This is a genomic window from Pseudomonas sp. 2VD (assembly GCF_005503585.1).
Lineage (GTDB): Bacteria > Pseudomonadota > Gammaproteobacteria > Pseudomonadales > Pseudomonadaceae > Pseudomonas > Pseudomonas aeruginosa.
Map to the genome: position 1 here is coordinate 1 of NZ_SCND01000068.1, position 20,892 is coordinate 20,892.

General features: G+C 67.4%; 18 protein-coding genes and 1 pseudogene. 11 read left to right on the forward strand and 8 right to left on the reverse strand.

Annotation, left to right across the window (positions count from 1 at the left end; all coding sequences use genetic code 11):
* Positions 1-1,629: Na+/H+ antiporter (locus tag FFS27_RS10495; protein ID WP_137951994.1), on the reverse strand; the 1,629-nt coding region annotated here is incomplete at its 3' end.
* 237 nt (positions 1,630-1,866) lie between these two features.
* On the opposite strand from FFS27_RS10495, the gene FFS27_RS10500 reads away from it, so the two are divergent.
* Together FFS27_RS10500 and FFS27_RS10505 are read left to right on the forward strand one after the other, a co-directional pair.
* The gene (locus FFS27_RS10500) at positions 1,867-2,226 is read left to right on the forward strand and encodes a hypothetical protein (RefSeq protein ID WP_003092416.1); all 360 of its coding nucleotides are present in this window, start codon (positions 1,867-1,869) and stop codon (positions 2,224-2,226) included.
* Positions 2,227-2,547: 321 nt separating this feature from the next.
* Positions 2,548-2,841 (forward strand): hypothetical protein, encoded by a 294-nt coding sequence (locus FFS27_RS10505; protein WP_021265164.1) that lies wholly within the window; start codon positions 2,548-2,550, stop codon positions 2,839-2,841.
* Positions 2,842-2,855: 14 nt separating this feature from the next.
* Here FFS27_RS10505 and FFS27_RS10510 read toward each other — a convergent pair whose 3' ends face one another.
* Entirely contained in the window at positions 2,856-3,209 is a 354-nt protein-coding gene (locus FFS27_RS10510) for a YkgJ family cysteine cluster protein (protein WP_003129930.1), read from the reverse strand.
* A 302-nt stretch (positions 3,210-3,511) separates the two neighbouring features.
* On the opposite strand from FFS27_RS10510, the gene FFS27_RS10515 reads away from it, so the two are divergent.
* The 5 genes from FFS27_RS10515 (at position 3,512) to FFS27_RS10535 (ending at position 7,278) form a co-directional block, all read left to right on the forward strand.
* Positions 3,512-3,859, forward strand: a complete 348-nt coding sequence (locus tag FFS27_RS10515; RefSeq protein WP_003092424.1) for an ArsC family reductase — start codon at positions 3,512-3,514, stop codon at positions 3,857-3,859.
* A 12-nt stretch (positions 3,860-3,871) separates the two neighbouring features.
* Positions 3,872-4,495 carry a LysE family translocator gene (locus FFS27_RS10520; RefSeq protein WP_003109344.1) on the forward strand — a complete coding sequence of 208 codons (624 nt, stop codon included), beginning with the start codon at positions 3,872-3,874 and terminating at the stop codon, positions 4,493-4,495.
* 29 nt (positions 4,496-4,524) lie between these two features.
* A complete protein-coding gene (gene dapD / locus FFS27_RS10525; protein ID WP_003092431.1) occupies positions 4,525-5,559 on the forward strand; it encodes a 2,3,4,5-tetrahydropyridine-2,6-dicarboxylate N-succinyltransferase in 1,035 nt (344 codons plus the stop codon).
* 94 nt (positions 5,560-5,653) lie between these two features.
* A complete protein-coding gene (locus FFS27_RS10530; RefSeq protein ID WP_137951995.1) occupies positions 5,654-6,859 on the forward strand; it encodes a cysteine desulfurase in 1,206 nt (401 codons plus the stop codon).
* Entirely contained in the window at positions 6,856-7,278 is a 423-nt protein-coding gene (locus FFS27_RS10535) for a SufE family protein (protein ID WP_003092439.1), read from the forward strand. The genes FFS27_RS10530 and FFS27_RS10535 overlap by 4 nt, the downstream gene beginning before the upstream one ends.
* A gap of 6 nt (positions 7,279-7,284) precedes the next feature.
* Here the strand turns inward: FFS27_RS10535 and FFS27_RS10540 are convergent.
* The 4 genes and pseudogenes from FFS27_RS10540 to FFS27_RS10555 form a co-directional block, all read right to left on the reverse strand.
* Positions 7,285-8,265, reverse strand: a pseudogene (locus FFS27_RS10540) (DUF4340 domain-containing protein).
* Positions 8,266-8,268: 3 nt separating this feature from the next.
* Positions 8,269-10,116: a GldG family protein gene (locus tag FFS27_RS10545; RefSeq protein ID WP_021265166.1), complete on the reverse strand. Its 1,848-nt coding sequence runs from the start codon at positions 10,114-10,116 to the stop codon at positions 8,269-8,271.
* A 10-nt stretch (positions 10,117-10,126) separates the two neighbouring features.
* On the reverse strand, positions 10,127-10,861 hold the full coding sequence (locus tag FFS27_RS10550; RefSeq protein WP_003117479.1) for an ABC transporter permease: 735 nt from the start codon (positions 10,859-10,861) through the stop codon (positions 10,127-10,129).
* Positions 10,858-11,781 carry an ABC transporter ATP-binding protein gene (locus FFS27_RS10555; RefSeq protein WP_003129923.1) on the reverse strand — a complete coding sequence of 308 codons (924 nt, stop codon included), beginning with the start codon at positions 11,779-11,781 and terminating at the stop codon, positions 10,858-10,860. Before FFS27_RS10555 ends, FFS27_RS10550 begins: the two co-directional genes overlap by 4 nt.
* A 283-nt stretch (positions 11,782-12,064) precedes the next feature.
* On the opposite strand from FFS27_RS10555, the gene plsB reads away from it, so the two are divergent.
* The 3 genes from plsB (at position 12,065) to FFS27_RS10570 (ending at position 15,927) form a co-directional block, all read left to right on the forward strand.
* Positions 12,065-14,569 (forward strand): glycerol-3-phosphate 1-O-acyltransferase PlsB, encoded by a 2,505-nt coding sequence (gene plsB / locus FFS27_RS10560; RefSeq protein ID WP_003092456.1) that lies wholly within the window; start codon positions 12,065-12,067, stop codon positions 14,567-14,569.
* A gap of 142 nt (positions 14,570-14,711) precedes the next feature.
* Positions 14,712-15,110 carry a YbaY family lipoprotein gene (locus tag FFS27_RS10565; protein WP_003119337.1) on the forward strand — a complete coding sequence of 133 codons (399 nt, stop codon included), beginning with the start codon at positions 14,712-14,714 and terminating at the stop codon, positions 15,108-15,110.
* 136 nt (positions 15,111-15,246) lie between these two features.
* On the forward strand, positions 15,247-15,927 hold the full coding sequence (locus FFS27_RS10570; protein ID WP_003129913.1) for a DUF4197 domain-containing protein: 681 nt from the start codon (positions 15,247-15,249) through the stop codon (positions 15,925-15,927).
* 40 nt (positions 15,928-15,967) lie between these two features.
* Here the strand turns inward: FFS27_RS10570 and mexK are convergent, their stop codons facing one another.
* Entirely contained in the window at positions 15,968-19,045 is a 3,078-nt protein-coding gene (gene mexK, locus FFS27_RS10575) for a multidrug efflux RND transporter permease subunit MexK (RefSeq protein ID WP_003129911.1), read from the reverse strand.
* Between the two features lie 4 nt (positions 19,046-19,049).
* On the reverse strand, positions 19,050-20,153 hold the full coding sequence (mexJ, locus tag FFS27_RS10580) for a multidrug efflux RND transporter periplasmic adaptor subunit MexJ (RefSeq protein WP_003129909.1): 1,104 nt from the start codon (positions 20,151-20,153) through the stop codon (positions 19,050-19,052).
* A 95-nt stretch (positions 20,154-20,248) separates the two neighbouring features.
* On the opposite strand from mexJ, the gene FFS27_RS10585 reads away from it, so the two are divergent.
* A partial coding sequence (locus FFS27_RS10585; RefSeq protein WP_137951996.1) for a TetR/AcrR family transcriptional regulator occupies positions 20,249-20,892 on the forward strand: 644 nt, incomplete at its 3' end.

Below are 20,892 nucleotides of genomic sequence, written 5' to 3' on the forward strand. Positions count from 1 at the left end.
CAGGCGCTGCGCGCGCAACGCCTTCAGGCGCAAGGCCTTGTCGGCGATCTCCAGGGCCTGGGCCTGGTCGCGGGCCTCATCGGTGGTCGGTGCGGTATCCAGCGACTGGCGGTATTCGGCCATGATCTGCGCACGCGCCTCGGCGACCCGCGAAGTATTCGCCGCATCGTTGCCTTCCACCTGCGGCAGTTCCTCGCTCTCCAGGGCCCGGATCGCCGCCTCCGCGGTCTTGCGCCAGGCCTCGCGCCGCTCGCGCTCGTGGGCGCCATTGTTGCTCGCCGGCAGCCCGCGCAGCAGCAGCGGCAGGCCGATGGTCGCGCCGATCAGGGAAATCAGGATCACGCTGGTGGCGATGAAGATGATCAGGTCGCGCTGCGGGAAGGCGCTGCCATCCATCAGGCTCATCGGTACCGACAGCACCGCCGCCAGGGTCACCGCACCACGCACGCCGCTCAATGCACTGAGGGCGGAGAGACGGCGCAGGGAGATGCCGCTCAGCCCGGGCGGGCTCTTGCCGCGCCAGCGGTCGATGCGCAGCGACAACTTCCAGTAGCCATAGACCCAGCCGTAGCGGATCAGCATCAGCACGGCGGTGATCGCCGCCACGTAGGCCAGCAGCAGCGAGGAACGCCAGAGCAGGTCGCCGTGGTGGTTGGCCACCGACTTCATGATGTCCGGCAACTGCAGGCCGAGCAGCAGGAACACCACGCCGTTGAAGGCGAACTCCAGCATCGACCAGACGCTGCGGTTGAGCAGGCGCGTGGAAGTCTGCCGCGGCAGCAGGTCGACCCAGCTCTGCATCATGCCGGCCGCCACCGCCGAGAGAATCCCGGAGACACCCAGGTGTTCCGCCACCATGTAGGAGGCGAACGGCAGCAACAGCATCAGTACCACGTGGGTCGCCGGGTCGTCCCAGCCACGGGAGATCATCCAGGCGCGGATGCGGCCCAGCGACCAGCTGAGGAACACCCCGATGGCCAGGCCGCCGACCGCGACCAGGAGGAAGTTGAGGCTGGCGTCTACCAGCGAGAACACGCCGGTCATCGCCGCGGCGATGGCGAACTTGAATGCCACCAGGCCAGAGGCATCGTTCATCAGCGCCTCGCCCTCCAGCAGGTGCATCAGGCGCTTGGGCAGCCGCCCCTGGGTGATCGCCGAAACCGCCAGGGCGTCCGTGGGCGACAGCACGGCGGCGAGGGCGAAGGAAGCCGCCAGGGGAATTTCCGGGATCAGCAGATGGATGAAATAGCCGGCGCCGACCACGGTGAAGAACACCAGGCCGAACGCCATCATCAGGATCGGCCAGCGCATCCGCCAGACTTCCCGCTTGGGAATGCGCCAGCCATCGACGAACAGCAGCGGCGGAATGAACAGGAAGAGGAACAGCTCCGGGTCGAGGGCAATGTGCAGCCCGAGGGACGGCAAGGCCAGCAGGGCCCCGGCGGCGATCTGGATCAGCGGTAGCGGCAAGGGCAGCAACTGGGCGGCCAGGCGGGTGGCGCCGACGACCAGCAGCAGGGTCAGAACGGTGTACACGGTTTGCATGAGGGCGGGGATCTCCGGCTTCGTCCCTGGACGATGCGACTGCGCCGATTGCACCATCGCGATCGGTAGGCAGCTATCCGACATTCGCACAATCCGTACGGTCTTTCCTAGCCCCGCCGCTCTACCCCGCGCGTCCGCCCCCTCCGCGGCGACGACCGGGGCGCCCGGCCAAGGTTCCCGCACTAGTACATCCGAGCTATTTCATAGCGGTGCGAGACGCTCCTACACTCCCCTTCAGTCCAGGCCCGCCGTAGCGTCGGCCAGGACGACGCCCCGAAGGAGTACGGGGTGCAGCGCCCACTCAGACAAAGGAATGCCGCCATGACAAGCAAGGGACTTACTTCCGCACTGCTGCTCGCCTCGATGTTCGCCGCCACCTCCGGCTGCCTCCAGCAGAACGCACTGACCCAGGGCTACCGCACCACCCAGCCCGGGCAACCCGGCCAGGCCCAGGTAGCCTCCGCCAACACCCCTTGCACCCCCAGCGCCACCAATGACCTGATCGCTACCGGTCGCAGCCTGCTGGACATCACCACCAACCTGATCAAGACCCGCAACCAGATGAGCGACGGCGGCAGCATCATGCGCGACGTCGACGACGTGCAGAAGGTCGGCAAGGGCCATGCCGTGCTGGACAGCGTCGAGAGCATGACCGGCGGTCCGCAGCAGCCCTGCGGCTAAGCGCACCACGACGATTCATCCCGGACAGCGAGCCCCCGCACGCTGTTCTCCCCCTGAGCCTCGCCTACCCGGCGGGGCTTTTTTTGTCCTGCGCCAAACAGCCGCCGCCCCGCATCAAGGAACTCGCCCATCACCCGGCCATGCAGACCAGGCCGCTTCGAGTCCCGTTCGTCACCTGTGCAAGGCGTCTGGAACGCGGCTATTGTCCGACGATCGAAGTGATGGCAATGTAGAATTACACCTTTGGATGTAGTCGTTTCGGGTAGGTCGCGAGATGGAACGAGCTTTTTCCCCTACCGCGGAATCGCGGAGCAGCGGCCCATGAGGCGCGCCGAGATGCTGTTGCTGAAGAGCCTGGCGGAAACACTGATGGCCGACCGGGACAACCGCCACGACGACTTGCAGGCGACCATGCGGCTGGCGCACCTGAGTTCGCCGGAGATGATCCTGTACATGGTCAACCGGGTGCTCGAGCTCGAAGAGAGCATCGAGCGGATCGCCGCGGTTCTCCAGAAACTCTCTGCGGACGAGCCGATGCCCCTAGAGGAAACGCGGCCCGAACCAGCCTTCGAACCGGCCCTGCAGTCCCGCGCCACCGAGACCGCGGAAACCTAGCGGCGGGCAGGCCGCTACACCAGCACCTGGCGAGTGCTGGCGATCAGCGCATGCACCTGTCGCTCCACCTGCTCCGCCACCGGCACTTCGGGCCCCTGCCCCTCCGGGCAGGGCAGGTTCGGCGTGGTGCCGAACAGCCGGCAGATCAGCGGACGTTCCTCATAGGCCTCGCAGCCGTTCGGTCCGAGATGGACGCAGTTCCACTCGGCCAGGGCGGCGTCGTGTTCGGCCTCGCTCTTCAGCGGCAGGCGGGCCATCTCTTCCGACGAGGCGGTAACCGGCCCGCAGCAATCGTGGCAGCCGGGTTTGCAGGCGAAGCCCGGTATCTGCAGGCGTAATTGGTCTATCTGGCGACCGATGCAACTCATGGGAAATCTCCTCGGCGGGGGAAGGATTATACAGCGCGGACCGGAGCATTCCGAAAGTACCGGTAAGGATGCTCTCCAGCGAGCCGAATCGACCTGTTCAACCTGCGCTCTCTCCGTTCCCGGCCAGGGAAACAGCCCGGCTCCCTGTCCGCCCGCCCGTCCACGGCTATCTGCCGTCACGCCGCTCCCGAGCGCGGTAGCCCCGAGACCGCACAGGGGCGGAACGACGTGGCATAATCCGGCGATCACCTTTCGGCGACCTATCGGCAGGGCCCGGGAAGACCCGGGCCTCGGGAGAAGCAATGACCTACGTTCTCTACGGCATCAAAGCCTGCGACACCATGAAGAAGGCTCGGACCTGGCTCGACGAGCACAAGGTCGCCTACGACTTCCACGACTACAAGGCCGTCGGCATCGACCGCGAACACCTGCAGCGCTGGTGCGCGGAGCACGGCTGGCAGACCGTCCTCAACCGCGCCGGCACTACCTTCCGCAAGCTCGACGAAGCGCAGAAGGCCGATCTCGACGAAGCCAAGGCGATCGAGCTGATGCTGGCCCAGCCGTCGATGATCAAGCGCCCGGTGCTGGAACTGGGCAGCAGGACGCTGGTCGGCTTCAAGCCCGACGCCTACGCCGCCGCGCTGGCCTGAACGGGAGGCCGCATGAGCATCGCCTGGGCCCTGTTCGTACCCGCCTGCTTCGCCCTCAACCTGGCGCCGGGGCCGAACAACCTGCTGTCGCTGAACAACGCCGCGCGGCACGGTTTCGCCACCGCCTCGCTGGCCGGCGGCGGGCGCCTGCTGGCATTCGCCGGCATGCTCGCCCTGGCCGCCTCCGGGCTGGCGCTGGTGCTGCACACCTCGGCCTGGCTGTTCCTGGCGATCAAGCTGCTCGGCGCTGCCTACCTGTTGTGGCTTGCGGTGCAATTGTGGCGGGCCGATGCGCAGCCACTGGCGAACGAAGCCAGCCCGGCGCGTCCCAGCCTCTGGCGCCTGGGGCGCCAGGAGTTCCTGGTGGCGGCGGGCAACCCGAAAGCGATCCTGATCTTCACCGCCTTCCTGCCGCAGTTCGTCGATCCCGGCCAACCGCTGGGCGCCCAGTTCGCCCAGCTCGGCGCGGCATTCCTGCTGCTCGAATGGCTGGCCATCGCTCTTTATTCCTATGCCGGGCTCCACCTCGGCCGGCTGCTCGCCGGCCAGCGGGCCCGGCGTCTGTTCAACCGCGGTTGCGCCGCGCTGCTCGGCAGCGCGGGACTGGGCCTGCTGCTCAGCCGCCGTCCGGCCTGACCGTTCCACTCCGTTTCGAGGAAACCCACATGTCGCAATCCCTGTTCAGCCTGGCCTTCGGCGTCGGCACCCAGAACCGCCAGGAAGCCTGGCTGGAAGTGTTCTACGCGCTGCCGCTGCTCAAGCCTTCGAGCGAAATCGTCGCTGCCGTCGCACCGATCCTTGGCTACGCAGCCGGCAACCAGGCGCTGACCTTCACTTCGCAGCAGGCCTACCAGCTGGCCGACGCCCTGAAGGGTATCGACGCCGCTCAGTCGGCCCTGCTCTCGCGCCTGGCGGAAAGCCAGAAGCCGCTGGTCGCCACCCTGTTGGCGGAAGACGCCGCGCCGTCCTCCACCCCGGAGGCCTACCTCAAGCTGCACCTGCTCTCCCACCGCCTGGTCAAACCGCACGCTGTGAACCTGAGCGGCATCTTCCCGCTCCTGCCGAACGTGGCCTGGACCAACATCGGCGCGGTGGACCTGGCCGAACTGGCCGAACTGCAACTGGAAGCGCGACTGAAGGGCAAGCTGCTGGAAGTCTTCTCCGTCGACAAGTTCCCGAAGATGACCGACTACGTGGTCCCGGCCGGCGTACGCATCGCCGACACCGCCCGCGTGCGCCTGGGCGCCTACATCGGTGAAGGCACCACGGTGATGCACGAAGGTTTCGTCAACTTCAACGCCGGCACCGAAGGCCCGGGCATGATCGAAGGCCGCGTATCCGCCGGCGTGTTCGTCGGCAAGGGGTCGGACCTGGGCGGCGGCTGCTCGACCATGGGCACCCTTTCCGGTGGCGGCAACATCGTCATCAGCGTCGGCGAAGGCTGCCTGATCGGCGCCAACGCCGGCATCGGCATCCCGCTGGGCGATCGCAACATCGTCGAGGCCGGCCTGTACATCACCGCCGGCACCAAGGTCGCCCTGCTCGACGAGCAGAACGCTCTGGTGAAAGTGGTCAAGGCCCGCGACCTGGCCGGTCAGCCCGACCTGCTGTTCCGCCGCAACTCGCAGAACGGTGCGGTGGAGTGCAAGACCAACAAGACCGCCATCGAGCTGAACGAAGCGCTGCACGCGCACAACTGAGCCCAGCTCGCCTCCCCGCTCGCCCGACGGCGCTCGCCAGCGCCGCCGGGTGCGCTACCCTTTCCCCTGTAACCGTCCTCGCACAGTGTCCGCCATGTCCCTGCCGTCTCCCTGGCGCGCCGACTTTCCGGCCTTTTCCGCCTTCGCCGCGGAAGGCCTGACCTACCTCGACAGCGCCGCCACCACCCAGAAGCCACAGGCCGTACTCGACGCCCTGAACGGCTACTACCTTGGCGGCGCCGCCAACGTCCACCGCGCCCAACATGTCCCCGGCGAGCGCGCCACCCGGGCCTTCGAGGCCGCGCGCAGCCGCGTCGCCCACTGGCTGCACGCCGGCAACCCGGCCGAGGTGCTGTTCACCCGCGGCACCACAGAGGCGATCAACCTGGTGGCCTATGGCCTGGAGCGGCATTTCCGTCCTGGCGACGAACTGCTGGTCAGCGCCCTGGAACACCATGCCAACCTGCTTCCCTGGCAGCAGTTGGCCCTGCGCCGCGGCCTGGTCCTGCGCGTGTTGCCGCTGGACGAGCGCGGGGTGATCGACCTGGAGCAGGCCCGCCATATCATCGGCGAGCGTACCCGCCTGCTGGCGATCAGCCAGTTATCCAACGTTCTCGGCACCTGGCAACCGGTGGTGGAGTTGATCCAGCTGGCCCGCGAGCGCGGTGCCTGGACCCTGGTCGACGGCGCCCAGGGCAGCGTCCACGGACGCCACGACCTGCCGGGCCTGGGCTGCGACTTCTACGCATTCTCCGGCCACAAGCTCTACGGCCCCGACGGCATCGGCGTGCTCTGGGGTCGCCCACAGGCCCTGGAGCAACTGGCGCACTGGCAGTTCGGCGGCGAGATGGTACGCCACACCGGCTTCCACGAAGCCAGCTTCCATGCCGCTCCGCTCGGCTTCGAGGCGGGCACCCCGGCGGTTTCCGCGGCGATCGGCCTGGGCGCGACCATCGACTGGCTGGCCACCCTGGACGAAGCCGAAGTCGCCGCCCACGAAGGCGCCCTCCACGCCCGCCTGCTCGCCGGCCTGCTGGCGCGCGGCGGCGTCAGCCTGCTCGGCGAACCGCAGGCGGCGCTGGCCAGCTTCTGCGTCGACGGCGTGCACGTCGCCGATCTCGCCCACCTGCTCGGCGAACAGGGCATCGCGGTGCGCGCCGGCCACCATTGCGCGATGCCGCTGCTGCAACGCCTCGAGGTACCCGGCGCCCTGCGTGTCTCGCTGGGCTTGTACAACGATGCCGACGACCTGGAGCGCTTCTTCCTGGCCGTCGACCGCTCACTGGAGTTGCTGCGATGAACCCGGTTCTCCCCGAACAGGCCCAGGAGGCACTGGACGCCTTCGGTCACACCGCCAGTTGGGAACAGCGTGCGCGTCTGCTGCTGCAATGGGGCGAGCGCCTGGCGCCGCTCGCGGAACACGAACGCCAGGAAGAGCATCGCGTGCACGGTTGCGAAAGCCTGGTCTGGCTGCTCGGCGAGCAGCGCGACGGCCACTGGCGCTTCCGTGCCGACAGCGACGCGCGCCTGATCCGCGGCCTGCTGGCGGTGCTGCTGGCACGGGTCGACGGCATCGAGACCCGCGAACTGGCGCGCCTGGACCTCAACGACTGGTTCACCTGCCTGGGTCTTTCCCGCCAACTGTCGCCCTCGCGCAGCAACGGCCTGAACGCCGTGCTGCAACGCATGCGCGAACTGGCCGGCCAGACCGCCGGCTGAGCCCGCTCAGCGCGCCAGCAGCTCCGGCAGGTGCCGGGCCAGGGCGCGGTAGCGGTCCTCTTCGATCCGATAGGCCCAGTCAGGATGGGCGGCGACCTCGCCCTCGGCGAAGCCCTCGACGCTCTTCGGCAACAACCAGTATTGCTCGCCCTGGCGCCGAATCTCGCCATCCAGGCGCGCGCCGGAAAACGTCCGCAGGCTGAACGCCAGGAGCAATGGCGCCTGCCTGAATCCCACCTGCGCCAGCGGCGCTACATCGGCGAAACGCAGGTCGGCGAACAGCGTCGCCGCGCCGTTGGCCGCTGCCTCCTAGGCCAGCTTGCGCCCTGAGGGCAATTGCCGGACCTGCAGGTTCGGCTGCCCGGCGTCGTCGCGATAGAGATCCAGACGCTCGCCCTTCGGATAGCGCAGTTGCAGTTCGCGCACCCGGGCGAAGGGCAGCGTGGCGATCCGCCGGTCGAGCCACTCCAGTTCGTTGTTCGGCAACGGCAGCCGCTTGTCGATCAGCCAGGCCTGCGGATCGCCCAGTCGTCGTACGAAGCTACCGCCATGCTGCGCATCCTTGCCTACCAGCAGCACCAGAGGCTCGCCGGACTGCCGCTGCAGGCTCAGGCGTAGCGCCTGCCCCTCGCCACGCTCCGCCAGGCCAAGCAGCGCGTGGTTCTTCGGGTTGGCGCTCTTCGCCTCGACCTTGCGCGCCTCTGCCAGTGCCTCGAGCAGCGCCGACAAGCGTAGCCGGTCGGCCGGATAGTCGGCCTTGGCCGGCAGGACCCACGCGCCCGCACGCCGCTCGACCCGGATATCCGGCGAACCGTCGGCAAACTGCACGTGCAGGCCACTCAGCGTCGCGCTGTCCAGTTCCGGCAGCCAGCGCTCTGCCGCCGGCAAGGCAGGTACCTCGGCTGCGCGCTCGCGCTGCAGCCAGGCGAAGGTTCCGGCCAGCGCCGCCACCAGCGCCAGCAGGACGATCAGCGTATTGCGCCGCATGCGTCAATGCCCTCCCCGGGCCATGCGCCGGCGCCGCCAGAGCCAGCCGAGCAGCACGCCGACCGTGAGCAACGAGGGAACCAGGGCGATATTGACCAGCTTCAGGGTGCGGCCCAGTGCGTCGATATCGGCGTTCAACTGGTACTGCACCTCGCGCAGCTCCTTGCGGATGCGCAGCTTCTCCTGCATGTACTGGCGCACCGTGGCCTGCTGTTCGGGCGTCAGTTCGACGGCCTTCTCCGGGTCGGCACCCTGCTGTAGGGCGGCGAGTTGCTGCTCGGTATCGGCGAGGCGCTGCTTGAGCTGCTCCTCCTTCTGCCGGAAGCTCGTCTCGGCCTCGCGCTGCAGGCGCTCGACCACCACGAACGGCCGGCTGAACCGGCCGCGGGAGCGCACGCTGATCAGCGCGTCGGTGCCCGACAGGTTGTCCAGCGCGTTGACCACCAGCGCGCCGTTGTCGGCCCAGGGCTGCGGCACGCGCTGGCCGAAGAAGTCCTGCACCTGGACCCACATGCGATCGCTGAGCAGGTCGGTATCGGCCACGACGATGACATTGATGTTGCGCGCCTCCTTCAGGCCTTCGCGATACCCCTCGATGCCCTCCGCGAAGGCACTCTTCGCCGGCCCCTGGATACGGGCGGCGAGAGTATGCCGCCGGCCGCTCGGGCGCAGCTCGCGCATCAGATCGCCGGGGTCACGCAGCAGGCCGAAGCGCGAGGCATCGAACGGCATCGCCTGGGCCGAGCTTTGCAGCAAAGGCGTGAAGCTGGTGCTCGCTCCGGGGAGCCTTTCGAGGATGCCGGGCGTCGCCAGGGTCAGGCTTTCCAGGCCGGCAGTGGCGATGTCGTCCTGGTCCAGCGCCTCGCGCGGCAAGCTGAGCCAGGCCGGATGCCGGGTCGGACGCTGGTCCCGGCCAAGACTGATGGACATCGCATAGGCGCCATCGCCGAGCACCTTGCCCGGCAGCAGCCGCAGCCCCCAGGCCTCGAACAGCGGCGCGAGGTCGGACGACTTGTCGCCATCCAGCGTAGCGGCGAAATCGCTGCCGCTGTCGGCCTCGCTGAAGGGGTCGACGAACGCCAGCAGCTTGCCTCCGCGCAGGACGAACTGGTCGATGGCGTATAGCGTCTGCTCGGGTAACTGCTTGGGATGCACCAGCAGCAGCACCGAGACCTCCGGCGGGATTTCCGTGGCATCGCTCTTGAGGCTGCGCAGGTCGAATTGCTGGCGGATTTCCTCCATGACCATCCACGGCGAGGTCGGCTGCCGGCTGGCCATGTCGAAGCCGCCATTGAGCGGCAGCGACGACATCAGGCCGACCACCGGCCGCTGCGGCTGGGCCAGGGTCTGCACCAGGCGGCTGATGTCGTATTCGAGGAACTCCTCCTGATCGAGCGGGAAGAAGGGTATGACCTGGACTCCGTCCAGGGCGTTGCTGCCGGCCAGGCCGAAGTACAGGTTGTCGCCGCCCTGCTGCAGGGGAATTCCTTGCAGGCCGAACTCGGTGGCCTTGTCCTCGTTCTCGGAGAACGGCTCGGGATCGATCACCTGCAGGCGAATCCTGCCGTTCGCCTCGCGCTCGTAGGCGCGCAGCAGTTCCTCGACGCGCCTGGCGTAGTTGCGCAGCGGCACCAGTTCCCGGGCACCGCTATCCGAATAGAAGAAGTACAGGTTGATCGGCTCGTCGAGGCCGGCCAGGATCCGCTTGGTGCCGGGGCTGATGGTGTAGAGCTTCTGCTCGGTCAGGTCGAGCCGCGCGCCGCTGAACAGCAGGCCGGAGACCATGTTGAAGGCCAGGAACGCCAGCGCGATCAGCAACAGCCCGGCGCCAGAGGACAACACGCGTTTCATCGACTCCCCCTCATTCGGCTTTCTTCAGCTCGACCGCCACCGCCGTGGCGGCCAGCCAGGCGACGATCAGGCTGACGAAATACAGCAGGTCGCGCAGGTCGATGACGCCCTTGCTGACGGCATCGAAGCGGGTCAGCAGGCTCAGCGAGGCCACCGCATCGAGCAACCACTGCGGCGCCCACTGGCTGAACGCATCGAGCACCAGCGGAAAGCCGCTGAGCATGAACAGGAAGCAGGCGGCCACGGCGAGGATGAAAGCGATCACCTGGTTCTTCGCCAGGGCCGACATGCACGAACCGATGGCCAGGTAGCCGCCGGCCAGCAGCCAACTGCCCAGATAGCCGGCGAGAATCGCACCGTTGTCCGGCTCGCCCAGGTAGTTCACCGTGAGCACCATGGGGAAGGTCAGCAGCAGCGCGATTCCGGCGAACGCCCAGGCGGCCAGGAACTTGCCGGCCACGGCTTCGAAGCGGGTCAGCGGCAGGGTCATCAGCAGCTCGATCGAGCCGGACTTGCGCTCCTCCGCCCACAGGCGCATGGCCAGCGCGGGAACCAGGAACAGGTAGAGCCAGGGATGGAAGGCGAAGAAGGAGGCCAGGTCGGCCTGGTTGCGTTCGTAGAAGTTGCCCAGGTAGAAGGTGAACACGCCCGCCAGGACCAGGAAGATCACGATGAACACATAGGCCAGCGGCGTGGCGAAATAACTCGCCAGCTCGCGCTTGAAGATCACCGGCAGTTGCTTCATGCCTCCGTCCCCCGGGTCAGGTTGCGGAATACCTCGTCGAGCCGGCCGCGCTCCACGTCCAGTTCGCGGATCCGCCAGCCGCGCTCGGCGACCAGCCCGCTGACCTGGGGAAAGATCACCGCGCCCGGCTGCGCCAGGACGGTCAGGCTGCCTTCGGCGGGGTTCTCCTCGATGCCCGCCACGCCCGGCAGCACCGCCAGCGCCACGGTATCCAGGGGGTCGTCGCTGTAGAGCGTCACCGCCTGGTGGTAGCGCGAGCGGCTGGCCAGCTCCAGCGGCGTGCTGTCCGCCAGCAGCCGCCCGCCGCCGATCACCAGGGCGCGGCTGCACAGCGCCGAGACTTCCTCGAGGATATGGGTGGAGATGATCACGATGCGCTCCTGCGCGAGGCCGCGGATCAGTTCGCGGACCTGGTGCTTCTGGTTCGGATCGAGCCCGTCGGTGGGCTCGTCGAGCACCAGCGCCCGCGGTTCGTGGAGGATCGCCTGGGCCAGGCCGACACGCCGGCGGAAGCCCTTGGAGAGGGTTTCGATGGTCTGCCGGCGCACCTCATCCAGTTCCAGCAGCCCCAGTGCCCGGGCGACCCGCTCGCGCTTGTCGGCACCACGGTAGCCACGGATCTCGGCGATGAAATCGAGGAAGCCCTGCACGGTCATTTCCACGTAGCAGGGCGAACCTTCCGGGAGGTAGCCGATCAGCCGCTGCGCCTGCAGCGTGCGGCTGCGGATGTCGAAGCCGAAGATGCTCGCGGTGCCGGCGCTGGGCGCCAGGAAGCCGGTGAGCATCTTCATCGTGGTGGACTTGCCGGCGCCGTTCGGACCGAGGAAGCCCAGTACCTCCCCCGTCGCCACCTGGAAGGACAGGTCGTCCACCGCCACCCGCGAGCCGAAGCGTTTGCCGAGGTTTCTTGTTTCGATCATGGTCCCCTACCTGTTCCGGCGGCCGCCGCCATGTCCGGCCAGGGCCGCGAAAAACGCGCAGGGACTATAGCCGAAGCGCCCCGCCGCCTGGCAATACGGGGCATCGGGAGAACCTTGGCAAAACGTGACAGAACCCGAACGCCTGCCGAAGGTTCTACATTCGCAACCTGTTCGCCGCCGTTCGCCGTAGGACGCGTTGCGTTCTTTTGCGGCCCTCCGGGGATTGCGGCAAACTAGCCGCGCCCGCCACGCCGGGTCCCGATCAACTGCCAGTAGACACCGTATGCCCCGCTACCCTTTCCGCCGCTTTGGTTTTGGCGCCCTGCGCCGCCTGCTGTACCTCTGGGTACGCTCGGAAACCATCAACCAATCGGCCTTCACCCTGAAGATCGACCGCAGCAAGCCGGTGCTCTACGTGCTGCAACAGCCTTCGGTCAGCGATCTCGCGGTAGTGGATACCGAATGCCGCAAGGCCGGGCTGCCGCGTCCGGTGATGCCGGTAGCGGTAGGCGACGCCATCGAGCCGGCGGCGTTCTTCTACCTGACGCCCGAACCCGACTGGCTGGGCCGCCAGGACAAGCGCGGCGCCTCGCCGACCCTGGTGCGCATGCTCGCCGCGGTCGGCCAGAACGGTCTCGACGACGCGCAGATCATTCCGGTCAGCGTGTTCTGGGGACAATCGCCGGATAGCGAATCGAGCCCCTGGAAGCTGCTGTTCGCCGACAACTGGGCGGTCACCGGGCGCCTGCGCAAGCTGGCGCGCATCCTGATTCTCGGACGCAAGACCCGCGTGCAGTTCTCCGCGCCGATCCACCTGCGCGAGCTGGTGGAACAGGGCAAGGGCCACGAACGCACGCTGCGCATGGTCAACCGTATCCTCCGGGTGCACTTCCGCAACCTGAAGACCGCGGTAATCGGTCCCGACCTGTCGCACCGCCGCAACCTGGTCAAGGGCCTGCTGCGCGCGCCGCTGGTACGCCAGGCGATCAACGAGGAATGCGAGAGCGAACGGATATCCCAGGAGAAGGCCGAAGGCATCGCGCTGCGCTACGCCAATGAAATCGCCTCGGACTTCTCCTATCCGGTGATCCGCTTCCTCGAAGTCATTCTCAGCTGGTTCTGGAACAAGCTGTACGAAGGGGTCAAGGTCAACCACATCGAGCGGGTGCAGGACGTGGCCCAGGGCAACGAGATCGTCTACGTGCCCTGCCACCGCAGCCACATCGACTACCTGCTGCTCTCCTACCTGCTGTTCCGCAACGGCCTGACCCCGCCGCACATCGCCGCCGGGATCAACCTGAACATGCCGGTGATCGGCTCGATCCTGCGCCGCGGCGGGGCCTTCTTCATGCGCCGCAGCTTCAAGGGCAACCAGCTCTACACCGCGGTGTTCAACGAGTACCTGCACACCCTGTTCTCCCGCGGCTTCTCCACCGAGTACTTCGTCGAGGGTGGCCGTTCGCGCACCGGGCGCATGCTCCACCCACGCACCGGCATGCTCGCCATCACCCTGCGCAGCTTCCTCCGAGACTCGCGCCGGCCGATCGTCTTCGTACCGGTCTACATCGGCTACGAACGCGTGCTGGAAGGCCGCACCTACCTCGGCGAACTGCGCGGCGCGACCAAGAAGAAGGAGTCGATCTTCGACCTGTTCAAGGTGGTCGGCGCCCTGAAACAGCGTTTCGGCCAGGTCTGGGTGAACTTCGGCGAGCCGATCCATCTCGACCAGTTCCTCGACCGCCACCAGCCCGACTGGCAGGACCAGGACCTCGGCCCGGAATACCGCCCCGACTGGCTGCCGCAGACCACCAACCTGCTGGCCAAGGACGTCGCTCGCCACCTCAACGACGCGGCGGCGATCAACCCGGTCAACCTGGTCGCCCTGGCGCTGCTCTCCACCAGCCGCCAGGCCCTCGACGAAAGCGCCCTGGCGCGAATCCTCGACCTCTACCTGGCGCTGCTGCGCAAGGTGCCCTACTCGCCCAGCGCGACCCTGCCGGACGGCGACGGCCAGGCCCTGATCGAGTACGTGAAGAGCATGAACCTGCTGGCCGAGCAGAAGGACGCGCTGGGCCGCATCCTCTATCTCGACGAACAGAACGCGGTGCTGGCGACCTACTACCGCAACAACGTCCTCCACGTCTTCGCCCTGCCGGCGCTGATCGCCAGCTTCTTCCAGAGCAACTCGCGGATCAGCCGCGAACAGTTGCTGCGCTTCGCCCGCGCGCTCTATCCCTACCTGCAGGCGGAACTGTTCATCCGCTGGAGCCTGGACGAACTCGACGCGGTGATCGACCAGTGGCTGGCGGCCCTGGTGGAGCAGGGCCTGCTGCGCCAGGAGAACGACACCTTCATCCGCCCGGCGCCAAGCTCGCGGCAATACGTGCTGCTGATCCTCCTCGCTCGTTCGGTGACCCAGACCCTGCAGCGCTTCTACATGGCCATCGCCCTGCTGCTCAACGCCGGGCAGAACGCCCTGACCGCCGAGGAACTGGAGAACCTCTGCACCGTGATGGCCCAGCGCCTGTCGATCCTGCATGGCCTGAACGCCCCGGAGTTCTTCGACAAGAGCCTGTTCCGCCACTTCATCCAGACCCTTCTCGACCTGCGTGTGCTGCGCAAGGACGAGGCCGGCAAACTGAGCTACCACGAACTGCTCGGCGAACTGGCCGAAGGCGCCGCCAAGCGCGTGCTGCCGGCGGAGATCCGCCTGTCGATCCGCCAGGTGGCGCTGGAGCGTCCCGCCGAGGAAGCCGCCGCCGAAAGCAACGACGCAGCCGCCAACTGAGACCCGGCGCCCGCCCCGCGAGGGACGGGCGCCGCTCCGCTGAAATATCCTGCGACCTTTCCCTGTTCCGGCCCGGCAACCTATGCTGGTTTCCAGGGTCAGAGGCCCGCTCGTTTTTTGTTCCGTCTGAAAGGAGGCTCCCATGAAAAAACTGCCATTGCTGCTCGCCGCCAGCATCCTCGCCGGCTGCGGTACCCAGCAATCGACTTCGAACGCCAGCTTCGATGGTGAGGTCTTCTACCGCGAGCGTATCGCCCTGCCGCCCTCGGCGCGCCTGAGCGTGAGCCTGGAAGACGTGTCCCTGGCCGACGCCCCTTCGGTGCAGTTGGCCAGCCAGACCCGCGAGATCACCAGCCAGGTGCCGCTGGCGTTCCACCTGGAGTACGACCCGAAGCAGGTCAAGCCGGGCCACAGCTACGCGGTGAGCGCGCGCATCGAGCTGAACGGCCGCTTGCTGTTCATCAACACCACCCGCCACTCGGTGAAACTCGACGGCAGCGACCCGCAGCCCTATCGCGTGCAGGTCGAATCGGCGCGCTGAAGCACACCGCGGCAAGCCGCCGGTGCGAATCGGCGGTTCCCTCCAGTACACTCCACCTCCTATTCGCTACCGGTTGCCGATCCACCTCACGACGAGCGGCCGGATACCCCGTACGTTCCACATCAAGGACGCTGTCATGTTCCGACTCACTGCCCTCTGCGCCGGCCTGCTGCTCTCGGCCAACGCCCTCGCCCTGTCCCTCGCCGACCTGTCGCAGAACGACGCCTCCAGCGGCATGAAGGACGCCCTGACCCAGGGCGCGCAGATCGCCGTCCGCCAGCTTGGCCAGCCGGGCGGCTTCAACAACAACCCGGACGTGCGCATCGAACTGCCCGGCAAGCTGGGCAAGGCGGCGAAGCTGATGAAGCAGTTCGGCATGGGCGCCCAGGTCGACCAGCTCGAGGCGAGCATGAACCGCGCCGCCGAGGCTGCCGTGCCGCAGGCCCAGGGCCTGCTGGTGGAGGCGGTGAAGAAGATGACCGTGGCCGACGCCAAGGGCATCCTCAAGGGCGGTGACGACGCCGCCACCGAATACCTGGACAAGTCCAGCCGCGAACAGCTGCGCGCGAAGTTCCTGCCGATCGTCAAGCAGGCCACCGACGAGGTCGGCCTGGTCAAGCAGTACAACGCCTTCGCCAGCCAGGCGGCGACCCTTGGGGTGGTCGATGCGAAGAGCGCCAACGTCGAGGGCTATGTCACCGAACAGGCCCTCGACGGGCTCTTCGAGATGATCGCCAAGCAGGAGAAGAGCATCCGCCAGAACCCGGCGGCGGCCGCCACCAGCCTGGCCAAGAAGGTCTTCGGCGCGGCCAGGTGAGTCGACGGACGGGGCGCGATCGCCCCGTCCCCTTCTCCCGTCAGGCCCGCGCCTCGTCCTTCTTCACGCGGAACCAGGCGGCATAGAGCGCCGGCAGGAACAGCAGGGTGAGCACGGTGGCGACGATCAGCCCGCCCATGATCGCCACCGCCATCGGCCCGAAGAACACGCTGCGCGACAGCGGGATCATCGCCAGCACCGCCGCCAGCGCGGTCAGCACGATGGGCCGGAAACGCCGCACGGTAGCCTCGATGATGGCGTGCCAGCGATCCAGTCCATGGCTGATGTCCTGTTCGATCTGGTCCACCAGGATCACCGAGTTGCGCATGATCATGCCGGCCAGGGCGATGGTCCCGAGCATCGCCACGAAGCCGAACGGCTGGCGGAACAGCAGCAGGAAAAGGGTCACGCCGATCAGGCCCAGCGGTGCGGTGAGGAATACCATCGCCATCCGCGAGAAGCTGCGCAACTGCACCATCAGCAGGCTCAACACCACCACGATGAACAGCGGCACGCCGGCGTTCACCGAACTCTGGCCCTTCGCCGCGTCCTCCACCGTTCCGCCCACCTCCAGCAGGTAGCCGTCCGGCAGCTCGGCGCGGATCGGTTCCAGGGTCGGGGCGATCTGCGCGACCAGGGTCGCCGGCAGCGAATCGTCGTAGATATCGGCGCGCACGGTGACCGTCGGCAGGCGGTTGCGGTGCCAGATGATCCCCTCTTCGAAACCGTATTCGAGCGTGGCGATCTGCGACAGCGCCACGCTCCGGCCATTCTCGGTCGGCACCGCCAGGCTCGGCAGCAACGACAGGTCGCGACGCTCCTGCTCGGTGCCGCGCAGGAGGATCTCGATCAGCTCGTTGTCTTCGCGGAAGAAGCTCACATGCGAACCGGTCAGCGCGCTCTGCAGGAACTGCGACAGGCTGGCGGTGCTCACCCCCAGGGCACGGGCGCGCTCCTGGTCGATGCTCAGGTACACCACCTTGCTCGGCTCTTCCCAATCCAGGTGCACATTCACCACGTGCGGGTTCTCGCGCATCCTGTCGGCGACCTTGCGCGCCAGTTCGCGAACCTGCGGGATGTCCTCGCCGGAAACCCGGAACTGCACCGGATAGCCCACCGGCGGCCCGTTCTCCAGGCGACTGATGCGGCTGCGCAGGTGCGGGAAGTCCTCGTTCATCCGCTCGATCAGCCACTTGCGCAGCGCCTCGCGGCTCTCCAGGTCCTTGGCCAGCACCACCACCTGGGCGAAGCTGGCCGCCGGCAACTGCTGGTCCAGCGGCAGGTAGAAGCGGGGCGAGCCGGTGCCGACGTAGGCCACGTAATTGTCGATGCCGTCATGGCCCTGCAGCATTTTTTCCAGGCGCTGGACTTCCTCGCCGGTCGAGCGCAGCGAGGCGCCCTCGGCCAGCTTGATGTCCAGCAGCAGCTCCAGGCGCGCCGAGGGCGGGAAGAACTGCTGCGGCACCAGGCGGAACAGCAGCAGCGCGCCGACGAAGGCGGCGAGGGTCAGGACGATCACCGTCTTGCGGTAGCGCACGCACCACTCCACCAGACGCCGGAAGCGCTGGTAGAAGGCCGTTGCATAGGGATCGTAGCCGTCGGCGCTGCCGCCGTGCTTCTGCGCGTGCAGCCTGGCCAGGTCCGGCAGCAGCTTGGCCCCCAGGTAGGGAACGAAGACCACCGCGGCGAACCAGGAGACCACCAGGGCGATGGTCACCACCTGGAACAGCGAGCGGGTGTATTCGCCGGTGCCGGACTGCGCGGTGGCGATCGGCAGGAAGCCGGCGGCGGTGATCAGGGTGCCGGTGAGCATCGGGAAGGCGGTGCTGGTCCAGGCGAAGCTGGCCGCCTTGAGGCGGTCGTAGCCCTGCTCCATCTTCACCGCCATCATCTCCACCGCGATGATCGCGTCGTCCACCAGCAATCCCAGCGCCAGCACCAGGGCACCGAGGGAAATCTTGTGCAGGCCGATGCCGAAGTAATGCATGGCGGCGAAGGTCATCGCCAGCACCAGCGGGATCGACAGCGCCACCACCAGGCCGGTGCGCAGGCCGAGGGAGAAGAAGCTCACCAGCAGGACGATCACCAGCGCCTCGGCCAGCACCCGGATGAACTCGCCGACCCCGGTACGTACCGCCGCCGGCTGGTCGGACACCTTGCGCAGTTCCAGTCCGGCCGGCAGCGACTGCTGCAGGCGGGCGAACTCGGTTTCCAGGGCCTTGCCCAGCACCAGGATGTCGCCGCCCGGCTTCATCGCTACCGCAAGACCGATGGCGTCCTCGCCCATGAAGCGCATGCGCGGCGCCGGCGGATCGTTGAAGCCGCGGCGAACCTCGGCCACGTCGCCGATGCGGAAGGTGCGGTCGCCGACGCGGATGGGGAAGTCGCGGATCTCCTCCACCGAATCGAAACGCCCGGAAACGCGCAATTGCACGCGGTCGCTGGCGGTCTCGAAGAACCCGGAGGAGGCCACCGCGTTCTGTTCCTCCAGCGCCTTCTGCACCGCCGCCAGGGGCAGGCCGAGGGTGGCCAGCTTGGTGTTGGACAGGTCGATCCAGATCTTCTCGTCCTGCAGGCCGATCAGTTCGACCTTGCCGACGTTCCTGATCCGCTGCAATTGCAGTTGCAGGCGGTCGGCATAGTCCTTCATCACCGCATAGTCGAAGCCCTTGCCGGTGAGCGCATAGATGTTGCCGTAGGTGGTGCCGAACTCGTCGTTGAAGAACGGGCCCTGGATGCTTTGCGGCAAGGTGGCGCGAATGTCGCTGATCTTCTTGCGGATCTGGTACCAGAGTTCGGGGATCTCGCTGGAATGGATGTCCTCGCGGGCCATGAAGGTCACCTGCGAGACGCCGGGGCGGGAGAAGGACACGATGCGATCGTAGTCGCCGGTTTCCATCAGCTTCTTCTCGATACGCTCGGTGACCTGCCGGGCCACCTCTTCGGCGCTGGCACCCGGCCAGTTGGTCTGCACCACCATGGCCTTGAAGGTGAACGGCGGGTCTTCGCTCTGCCCCAGCTTGCTGTAGGACAGCGCGCCAACCGCGCCAAGCAGGATCATCAGGTACAGGACGATCTGGCGATTCTGCAACGCCCAGGCGGAAAGGTTGAAGGACATGCGACTACTCCTTGGCCGCCAGTTTCACCGTGCGGTTGGCCCGGTCGATCGGACGCACCTGCTGCCCTTCGCGAAGCACCTGGACCCCGGTGGCCACCACCCAGTCGCCAGCCTTCAGGCCTTCGAGCACCGGCACCCGGTCCTCGGCATAGGGACCGGTGCGCACCGGCTGCCGGCGCAGGGTCGAGCTGCCCGGTTCGACCACCCAGACGAACGCCTGACCGGCCTCTGCGGTCAGCGCCGACAAGGGAACCGATAACGGCACCGCCTCGGCGGCGGCAACGTAGACCCGCGCGCTCTGGCCCAGTTCGGCCGGAGTCGCGCGGTCGTCGAAGGCCACCCGGGCGGCGAAGGTACGCGATTGCGGATCGGCCGCGGGCGAGAGTTCGCGGATATGCCCGGCAAAGCGTCTGTCGCGTTGCGACCAGAGTTCGACCGACACCGGCTGGCCGATGCGGAAACGTTCGAAGCTGTGTTCCGGCAGGCCGATCAGCACCTCGCGCTCGCCGTCGGCGGCCAGGCTGAAGACCGTCTGCCCGGCCGCCACCACCTGGCCCACCTCGACGCGCCGGCTGGCGATCACGCCATCCTGGGGCGAGCGCAGCACGGCGTAGCCGGCCTGGTTGTCGGCGACGTTGAATTCGGCGCGGATCTGCTTCAACCGCGCCTCGCCGGCGCGGTAGCTGTTCTGGATGTTCTCGAACTGGGAATGGCTGACCAGGTTGCGGTCGAGCAAGGTGCGGTAGCGCCGGTACTCGGCGCGCACGGTCTGCAGGTTGGCCTCGGCGGCACTGACCTGGGCCCGCGCCGCCTCCAGTTGCAGGCGCACGTCCTGGGGATCGAGTTCGGCCAGGGGCTGGTCCTTCTTCACCCGCTCGCCGACTTCCACCAGCCGGCGGATGACCTTGCCGCCGATGCGGAAGGCCAGCTCAGGCTCGTGGCGGGCGCGGATCTCGCCGGGAAAGGCCTGGCTCACCTCCCCCGCCGGCTGGGGCTGGACGACGATCGCCGGACGCGCCGCGGCTGGCGGCGGCGTGCCGTTGCCGCAGGCGGCGAGGAACAGGGAGGAAAGCAGGGACAGGGCGACGAGCGGGATATGGCGGTACATGTGACACCTTCCGCAAACTGCGTTCGAGTTCTTATACTGGGCGGTATAGTAAAAATACAGAACCCATCAGTCCAGTATTTCAATTGTATAAGCGCATGTCAGAACCCACCTCCTCCGTCGGTCCCGGCCGGCCCAAGGACCCGGCCAAACGGGAAGCCATTCTCGAGGCGGCCAAGCGCCTGTTCCTCTGCAACGGCTACGACGGCAGCAGCATGGAAGCCATCGCCTCGGAAGCCGGCGTTTCCAAGCTCACCGTCTACAGCCACTTCACCGACAAGGAAACCCTGTTCAGCGAAGCGGTGAAGGCCAAGTGCGCCGAGCAGCTTCCCGCCCTGTACTTCCAGCTGGCCGAAGGCGCGCCGCTGGAAAAGGTCCTGCTGAATATCGCCCGCGGCTTCCACCGGCTGATCAACAGCCACGAGGCGATCGCCCTGACCCGCCTGATGGCCGCGCAGGCCGGGCAGAACCCCAAGCTTTCCGAGCTGTTCTTCGAGGCCGGGCCGAAGCAGGTGATCGACGAGATGGAACGCCTCCTCGAGCAGGCCCGCCGCAGCGGCAAGCTGGCGTTCCCGGACGCGCGACACGCCGCCGAACACTTCTTCATGCTGGTCAAGGGCTGCGCCAATTACCGTCTGTTGATCGGCTGCGCCGAACCGCTGGACGAGGCCGAAGGCGACCGCGCTTGCCCCGGCACCGCGATGGCGATGATCGATCTGGCGGCGGCGCTGGCCTACTGGGT